6 protein-coding genes are annotated in these 9,252 nt (G+C 36.7%); 4 read left to right on the top strand and 2 right to left on the bottom strand.

The window, feature by feature from the left end; all coding sequences use genetic code 11:
* Positions 1-970, bottom strand: a 970-nt coding sequence (locus SGJ10_14405) for a hypothetical protein (protein ID MDZ4759316.1), incomplete at its 3' end; no start/stop codon positions are given.
* Between the two features lie 169 nt (positions 971-1,139).
* Positions 1,140-2,162 (bottom strand): radical SAM/SPASM domain-containing protein, encoded by a 1,023-nt coding sequence (locus tag SGJ10_14400; GenBank protein MDZ4759315.1) that lies wholly within the window; start codon positions 2,160-2,162, stop codon positions 1,140-1,142.
* A 295-nt stretch (positions 2,163-2,457) separates the two neighbouring features.
* On the opposite strand from SGJ10_14400, the gene SGJ10_14395 reads away from it, so the two are divergent.
* The 4 genes from SGJ10_14395 (at position 2,458) to SGJ10_14380 (ending at position 9,148) form a co-directional block, all read left to right on the top strand.
* A complete protein-coding gene (locus tag SGJ10_14395) occupies positions 2,458-3,069 on the top strand; it encodes a TetR/AcrR family transcriptional regulator (GenBank protein ID MDZ4759314.1) in 612 nt (203 codons plus the stop codon).
* The gene (locus SGJ10_14390; protein ID MDZ4759313.1) at positions 3,066-4,400 is read left to right on the top strand and encodes a TolC family protein; all 1,335 of its coding nucleotides are present in this window, start codon (positions 3,066-3,068) and stop codon (positions 4,398-4,400) included. The genes SGJ10_14395 and SGJ10_14390 overlap by 4 nt, the downstream gene beginning before the upstream one ends.
* Before the next feature lie 32 nt (positions 4,401-4,432).
* A complete protein-coding gene (locus SGJ10_14385; GenBank protein ID MDZ4759312.1) occupies positions 4,433-5,590 on the top strand; it encodes an efflux RND transporter periplasmic adaptor subunit in 1,158 nt (385 codons plus the stop codon).
* A 129-nt stretch (positions 5,591-5,719) separates the two neighbouring features.
* Positions 5,720-9,148: an efflux RND transporter permease subunit gene (locus SGJ10_14380; GenBank protein MDZ4759311.1), complete on the top strand. Its 3,429-nt coding sequence runs from the start codon at positions 5,720-5,722 to the stop codon at positions 9,146-9,148.
* Positions 9,149-9,252: the final 104 nt, after the last annotated feature.

The following is a 9,252-nucleotide window of genomic DNA, read 5'->3' as shown; positions in this document are numbered from 1 at the left end:
CACAGCCCACTTGGGTGGCCGCGGGAAGGCTCGGTGCCTTGTTGGTACAGTTGGCCACAATAATTAGCTGCATGTCGCGGCGGGTGAGACCTATGTTCACCATCTTGCCGTTGGAGTCCTTACGCCATTCTTTGAGGGTGATGGCCACAACGGACACCTGCTGCTGCATCGGCTTGAAGCAAAGGTCGCCAGTGATGGAGTCCAAGAGCCATCCCTTGCAAGTCTTGTCGTTGTATTTTTTTATCGAGGGGAAACCATCATAGTACAAGGGGTACTGGTAAGTATAGGAACCTTGGTAAGTAGCAGGTGAGCCAAAGGCTGAAAGAGCCTGTGCCATGTGGTAGGAAATGGAATCGTAGTTGGAAGTGTCGCGGGCACCGTTGTTGTAGCAGATGCAGTTGCCCACGCAGTACATACCCACGGGGTCGTTGGTAAGTGTGGGCGAGTTGTTGCAGGGGGTGATGCAGCGGTTGAACTCGGCATAGGAATAAAAATTATCGCCCGCACAACAGGTGGTGATGGCCCCGTTCCGACAGCACTGAGAATACTCCACACGGAATTTGCAGCAGGTGTTGTTCTTTGGAAAAATTACTGTCTGTTTGAATATCAATTTTTCAACACCGTACGGGAACGAACAACTTGCATCGGAACCGTTGGGATAGCCGTATGCATTGCAGTTGGTACGGTCGCACTTGGAGCATGACTTTTTACATACAGGGGTAATATCCTGACAGGAAACTTGGGTCATAGTATAGCTTGAGGTATATGAGCATCCAATCCCAATAACGTTCATTGCAATGGCTGACAAGCTCACACCTTTGCAGTCCTTGAAAACACGTACGATAAAATCGAAGGTGTCCTTGCTCCGGCAGGTATACTCGATATCAGCCCCCATTACGTGGGTGGCTTTGGTTTCCAAGCTTTGAGTAAAGCTAAAAACAAATAACAGTATGGGTATAATTTTTCTCATGTGAAATTAGTTCTTCTAAAATTAGACTTCAAATATAAGTATTTTAAACGGTTTTTAAGTATTTACGTTCAATATCCACGACAGGCAAAATGGGATTTTGGTTGCCTGTATAAAGAAAAAAATAATTATTTCTAAACAAAGACCTATATATAACTGATATTCAAAATAATCAATCCCACACCTTGGTACCCTCGGTACAGTTTTGGCAAATAGAAATATTTTTTCGTCCTCCTAAGATTTTAGACCTGAAATTTTTATAAGCCTCCCCTTTCCATATTTTTACAAATGATTGACTTTCTAAATTCCCCATCCTAAACTCAGCATCTTTATCGAAGCAACAGGGAACTACTTTACCGTCCCAAGTAATAACGCAGCCCTGCCACATTCTCCAACAATGATCCAACATTTTATTTTTTAAGGAAAAACCATTGGTATGAACCTCTTCATAGCGGCTATAACGACCATCGTCTGGTATCAAATCATTCCCGTTTTCATAATCATAAACTTGTGCAGTCTTAATTGCCCAGTCATCAACTCCATAAGTTTTTGCCAAATCTTTAAATGCAGGAATCTGATGTTCATTATGTTTGAAAACAATAAATTGCCAAATAATATGTGGCGTTTTACTTTTTAACTTTTTCTTCCACTGCAAAAGGTTTTGAGTGGACTGTAATACCTTGTCCAAACTACCTCCTACTCTATATTCTTTGTAGGTGTCTTGAGTGACACCATCAATCGAAATTATTAACCGATCCAAGCCTGATTTTACAGTTTCTTCTGCCATCTTCTCCGAAATATGGTGGGCATTGGACGATGTGGCTGTATATATATTTTTCTGATGGGCGTAATTTACAAAACCTAAAAAATCTGGATTCAAATAAGGTTCACCTTGAAAGTAGAGTATTAGGTAAGTAAGTGTAGGTGCCAGTTGATCAATGGTATCTCGAAACATATCCATTTGCAACATACCCGTTGGTCTAGAAAATGAACGCAAACCGCTAGGGCATTGAGGGCATCTCAAGTTACAAGAAGTGGTAGGTTCGATGGAAGCACTAACTGGCATCCCCAAATGAAGAGATTTTTTGAACAATTTAGAAAGATGAAAACTTGTCCAAACTAGTATAAGATTCCATATCCTACGGCTATTATATTTCTTGATATAATTTAAGCTATCATAAAATCTTATATTCACGGGTCAAAGGTAAACTTCTTCACTATAATAATTTCCAAAAAAAGAGTTTGCCTTTAGTTAAATATGCAGGAACATAGGAAACATTTTTTACTTACTTTTGTTTCCCTAGTATCCATTTGCAAAGCAATAATACCAAGCCTTTCCCAATGGCGGTAATTTTAATTGTCTGATAATCATACTAAAATATCAATATTTGGATGGGTTGTAAATTTTTACATTTCGCTTACTTGTAACTACGGTTCACGTAAATACACAAAAAGAGAAAACACATTTATAAATTTTTTTGCCCCACGTTTTGGAAAAAGATACTAAAAATAAAATACTGAAAGGTGCAGAGTCCATTTTCATGAAAGTGGGCGTAAAAAGCACGACTATGGATGATGTGAGCCGTGAATTGGGTATTAGTAAAAAAACTTTGTACCAGTATTTTTCAGACAAATCGGACTTGGTAAAACAAACAGTTGATCACACCTTTAGTTGCGAGGAAGCGTATTTTAGTCATTTGCATGCTGAAAGAAAAAACCCAATTGACGAAGTGCTTTGTATCGTAAAACGGGTGAACCAAACTATGAGACATGTGAATCCGATGACTATAAATGATCTTAAAAAATATTATCATGATAGCTGGAAAAGATTCGACCAACATAAAAGAAGCTTTATAGCAAAAATGGTAAAGTCCAATTTGGAAAACGGCAAAGCGGAGGGGTATTATAGAAGTGACCTTAATACTGAAATAATTTGCAGATTGTATGTGGAGATAATTGGGCTTACCGTAAACAATGAATTGTTCCCTGATGATGAGTATAGTTTCCACGACATTTACCATGAATTCATTAATTATCATTTGAGGGGTGTTTGCACGCCTAAAGGAATTAAATATTTAGAAAATAAAACAACACAGTTATGAAAAAACTGCTCATACTAGGGCTAACCTACTTATCGCTTAACGCCATACAGGCACAGTCGACAGAAGAAAATTTCTCGTTGCAACAAGCTATTGATTATGGCAAAAAGCACAACCCCACCCTGCTTAACTCCAAACTTGATGCTGACAAATCGAAAGAACAAGTGAAAGAAATTCTTTCGGTTGGCTTACCGCAAGTAAATGGTAGTGTGCAATGGAACGACTTTTTAAAATTGCCTGCTAGTTTTATTCCCAATGTATTTGGTGGAAAACCTGATGAATATCTGAAACTCACCTTTGGTACCACACACCAAATTACAGCAGCTATTAATGCTAGCCAACTTATTTTTGATGGTGGCTATTTGGTGGGGCTTAAAGCTTCGAGAGAAGTAGCTATATTATCGCAGCAATTGGTTGCCAAAAGTGAAATTGATGTTGAGTCGAATATTACAAAAGCATATTATGCCGCTTTAATTTTAACGGAAAATATTAAGCTCGTAAACGAAAACTTAACGAGGATAGAAAAACTTTTGTTCGAAATGAAACAAATGAACAAAAATGGTTTTGTAGAATCGCTGGATGTTGACAAATTAGAACTCACTCTTTCCAATCTTCAAATAGCAAAAGCAAATTTAGAAAACTCAAAAGAAATTGCCTATAAAGCTATCAAATTACAAATGGGTTTCGATGTTACAAAACCAATTACACTTTCCGATAACTTAGAAAAGCTATATACCGCCGATGCGGGCGATATGGCCAATACAGATTTTAGCGTGCAGGGCAGGATAGAATATAAACTTTTGAGAGAGCAACAAGTATTATATACACTCGACAAACAACGTTACCAATATGGTTATCTTCCCAATCTTGTATTGATAGGTTCTGTGCAAAGTGCATTGAACCGAAATAATGATAATCTATTCAAATCTACACCACAACTTCCTTGGGTTCCCTCTGCCTTGGTTGGGCTGCGACTAGGCGTTCCGATTTTCGATGGTTTCCAAAAACAAAGTAAAATAGCACAAGCAAATATACAATTGCGGAAATTACAAAACGATTCTGCTAATCTTTCAAATGCCTTGAACCTTGAATATTTTGCTGCAAAAAGTAAATATCAAAATGCTATTAAAATGCTCGATTTGCAAAAAAGAAGTAGAGACTTATCGGAGAAAATATATAATACTACTTCTATCAAATATAAAGAAGGTATTGCTAATAGTTTTGAATTGCAAACGGCAGATAGCGATTTTAAAACAGCACAAACAAGTTATCTAAATGCTATATATGAATTACTCACCTCCAAATCGGATTTGAAAAAAGCAATGGGAAAATAAACTAAAATCATTATATATATAAAATCAATCAAATGAAAAACTCAAGAAATACAATGAAAAATATATCTTTATTCGCTATCTCAATTCTTATAATAAGTCTGGTAGCAAGCTGTGGTGGCGGTAAAACCACTTTAGACCAAAAGAAAGAGTCACTTGATAGTTTGGTCAAAATTCAGAAAAAAGTAGCTGATGATATTTCGAAAATACAAAAAGAAATTGCCGAATTAGATACTACCAATAAAGATGATAAATCACGCTTGATTTCAATAACCAAATTAGAAAATATTGAATTTAAACATTACCTCGAAATACAAGGTCGTGTAGATGCTGACGAGAATGTAACAATTACCGCAAAAGCTCCTGGCACTATTACGGCGGTATATGTAAAGGTAGGCGACATGGTGAGCAGGGGTCAGGTGCTGGCACAACTTGATGATCAAAATCTTCGCTCAGGAATGGCCGAATTAAATAACAGACTTGAATTGGCAACTACTGTTTTTCAAAGACAAAAGAATTTGTGGGATCAAAAGATAGGAAGTGAAATTGCATTTTTGCAAGCAAAGAATAATAAAGAAGCTTTAGAAAAAAGTAAGGCTACCTTAAACGAGAACCTCGAATCATTCAAAATAAAATCGTTGGTAACGGGTGTGCTTGATGAAGTATTTGCAAAAGTAGGGCAGCTTGCATCACCTGGTTTCCCTGCCTTCCGCGTTGTAAATAATTCTAAACTAAAAGTAAAAGCTGATGTAGCTGAAACTTATTCAGGTAAAATTAAACAGGGCAATAATGTGCTGATTGTATTCCCCGATATTAACAAAGAAACCCAATCGACAGTATCATACAGTGGCAAAGTAATAAACCCCATGTCGCGTACTTTTAATGTAGAATGCACCCTAAGTGGCGATATGGCAAGTTATCAACCCAATATGGTAGCCATTGTAAAAATTATAGATTATGAAAATCCTAAAACTTTAGTAATACCCATTAATACTATACAAAACAATGAAGAAGGTTCGTATGTATTTGTATTGGTGCATGAAGGTAAGAAAACTATCGCACGCAAACGTATAGTAACTGTAGGCATGAACTACAGCGGAAAAATTGAAGTAAAATCGGGCCTACAACCGGGAGACGAATTAATTACTACGGGCTACCAAGATTTGAATGATGGAGAAGAAGTAAAACTATAATATATAATGGTTCCCGCCGCGGCGGGATTAATGGTTAATGGTTAATGGAACCATATCATTAAAATTATATTTTATATAACAAAAAATATCAATATATAAATATTAAAATCAGCATTAACATATATTATAATGAAAGATTTAACAAAAGAATTTAAACCCACGAGTTGGAGTATAGACAATAAAACTACCATATTTGTAATAGCGGCTATCCTTACTATTACGGGTATCATGTCTTATATTGGTTTGCCTAAGGAAAAATTCCCTGATATTGTTGTACCAACCATCTCGGTACAAACTATATTTCCTGGAACTTCGCCTACTGATATAGAAAACTTGATTACAAAACCCATTGAGAAAAAATTAAAAGCAATCAATGGCGTAAAAAAATTAACTAGTACTTCTATACAAAATGTATCTATTATAATAGTAGAATTTAATACGGATAAAAAACCAGATGAGTGCAAACAAAAAGTAAAAGAAGCGGTTGATTTATCGGAACAAGAATTGCCAAACGACCCTGCACGAAAAGAACCTTTTGTAAAGGAATTCGACTTTAGCGAACAGCCTATTATGAATGTAAATTTGGCAGGTAATTTTGACTTGAACAAGTTAAAAAAATATGCTGACCAGATAAAAGACCACATAGAATCACTACCACAAATTACCCGTGTAGATATAGTAGGAGCATTAGACAGAGAGATTCATATCAACATGGACTTGAGCCGCATGCAAGCTGCCAATGTTACCATGACGGATATAGAAAATGCCATACGTTTTGAAAATACCACAGTACCATCGGGCAATTTAAAAACAGACGAACTTAATCGTTCCATCAGTGTAAAAGGTCAGTTTATAGACCCCAAACAAATGGAGAATATTGTTATACGATCCATGAGTGGTGCTACTATATATTTAAAAGATATTGCCGATATACTAGACACTTATAAAGAACGCGAAAGCTATGCACGACTGGAAGGAAAGAATGTAGTAACTTTAAATGTAATTAAAAAAGCTGGTGAAAATTTAATACAATCCAGCGACACGATTAGAGGTATAGTTGAACATCTCAAAAACACACAATTTCCCAAAGAATTAGAGGTTAGTATTACAGGCGATCAATCGAGCCAAACACGTGTAACACTTCACGATTTGATTAATACCATTGTAATAGGATTTATATTAGTTACCCTTATATTAATGTTCTTTATGGGGGCTACCAATGCTATATTTGTTGGCCTCTCCGTTCCGCTATCATGCTTTATTGCATTTTTAGTTTTCCCCAGTATTGGTTTCTCCTTAAATATGATAGTGCTGTTTGCATTTTTATTGGCATTAGGTATTGTGGTGGATGATGCAATTGTGGTAATTGAAAACACGCACCGTATATTTAATAATGGAAAAGTCCCTATTGTGAAAGCGGCAAAATATGCAGCGGGTGAAGTATTTGTTCCTGTACTTGCGGGTACACTCACCATGCTTGCACCCTTTATCCCACTGGCGTTCTGGACGGGTATTATAGGAAAATTCATGTTCTATTTGCCTATTACTTTAATAGTAACTTTGCTTGCATCATTGGTGGTGGCCTATATATTCAATCCTGTATTTGCAGTGCAATTTATGAAACCACATGGAGCAGAATTTGTAGATAAAGCAAAACGAAAAAAGAGCCGCAGAAATGGTTTAATATTATTTGCTGTTTTAGCTTTTATAGGATATATACAAGGGAGTTTCTTTATGGGAAATCTAATGGTTGTTATATATTTATTGGTACTATTTCACCGTTATGTTTTGGAAAGTACTATCAAAAATTTCCAAGAAAAAGTATGGCCAAAAGTTATTAATAGTTATGAGAGATTATTGAATCGTGTGCTTAAGGGCAAACGCCCTGCATTAATGCTTGGTGGCACGTTTCTACTATTAATATTATCATTTATGCTAGTAGGAATGTCTGGACTTAAAGTTGTATTTTTTCCTAAAGGCCAACCCAATTTTGTAAATGTATTTATTAATACTCCTGTGGGCAGTGACGTAACCTATACCGACTCATTAACTAAAATAGTGGAGAAACGAGTAATGAAAGTGGTGGGCGACGAAATAAACGACGGTGGAATTGTAGAATCTGTTATATCCAATGTAGCTATAGGTGCCAATGACCCCGGAGACCCTGATCAATCGCCCGGTTCGCACAAAGCAAAAGTTTCTATAGCATTTGTAGAATTTGCAAAACGTAACGGTAAATCTACCTCCGATTATTTAGATAAAGTACGAAGTGAAGTGAAAGGAATACCTGGTGTAGAAATTACGATCGACCAAGAAAAAGCAGGCCCCCCTACTGGCAAGCCTATTAGTATAGAAATAATGGGTGACGATTTAAAAGAACTCACTGCCACAGGACGTAGTCTAAAAAAATATTTAGATTCCTGCAAAATTGGTGGTGTGGAAGAATTAAAAAGTGACCTTAATAGTAACAAACCCGAAATACTAATACAAGTAGATCGCGACCGTGCCTTGCGTGAAGGATTATATACAGGCCAAATAGGAAACGAAATTCGCAAAGCACTTGCAGGAACAGAAATTTCGAAGTTCCGCGACGAGAATGATGACTATCCCATTGTATTGCGATTGAAAGAAAACGACCGCGATAATTTGGACGATATGCTCAATATGAAAATTACGTATCGTGACATGAATATGCAAGGAGCAATTAGACAAGTTCCTCTTGCATCGGTAGCTAAAATAGAATATACACATGGCTACGGTGCTATACATCGCAAAAATCAAAATCGCATAGTTACTTTGGGTAGTAATGTATTAAACGGATACAACCCAAACGAAGTAGTGGCAGTGGTTCAAGAAAAACTAAAAGGTTTTAAAGTACCGAGTAATATAGTAGTACAATTTGGAGGTGAGCAAGAGCAACAAAAAGAAACAGGTTCATTCCTCGGCAGGGCCATGCTTATATCTTTGGGCCTAATATTTTTAATATTGGTATTACAATTTAATTCAGTAACAAAACCCTTAATTATATTATCCGAAATCCTATTTTCTATCATTGGTGTTTTATTGGGTTTTGTTATATTTAGAATGGATATTTCTATAATCATGACAGGTATTGGAATTGTAGCACTGGCGGGTATCGTGGTGCGAAATGGGATTTTGCTGGTGGAGTTTGCAGATATGCTGATGCAGCAAGGTTGGGAACTAAAAGCCGCAGTGATAGAAGCAGGACGTACCCGTATGACTCCTGTGTTACTTACTGCCTCTGCAACTATACTGGGTTTAATGCCATTGGCAGTTGGACTTAATATTGATTTTTATACTTTATTTTCCAATGGCAATCCACATATATTCTTTGGTGGTGATTCGGTAGCATTTTGGGGTCCCTTATCATGGACTATGATATATGGACTTGGCTTTGCAACTTTCCTCACGCTTATATTAGTTCCAGCCATGTATTTAATTAACGAACGCCTGCGTGAACGTATTATGGGAGGCCCACGTAAGTGGAGTAGTGATGAAGAAGTGGTGGTGGTGGAAGAGGTGAAGGAAATAGAATAATACATTATATATAATTTAAGAAAAACCGCTTAGCCCTATTTAATACCATTTATTAAACTATAATAGTTCTCCGCCAGCGGCGGATTTAGTTTTTAGAATGGCAA

It is taken from the genome of Bacteroidota bacterium (assembly GCA_034439655.1).
GTDB lineage: Bacteria > Bacteroidota > Bacteroidia > UKL13-3 > UKL13-3 > CANJUD01.
This window is presented reverse-complemented; position numbering and strand designations above follow the sequence as displayed.

Coding starts and splice junctions, on each gene's coding strand:
- SGJ10_14380 (MDZ4759311.1), top strand. CDS start 5,720: ATGAAAGATTTAACAAAAGAATTTAAACCCACGAGTTGGAGTATAGAC.
- SGJ10_14385 (MDZ4759312.1), top strand. CDS start 4,433: ATGAAAAACTCAAGAAATACAATGAAAAATATATCTTTATTCGCTATC.
- SGJ10_14390 (MDZ4759313.1), top strand. CDS start 3,066: ATGAAAAAACTGCTCATACTAGGGCTAACCTACTTATCGCTTAACGCC.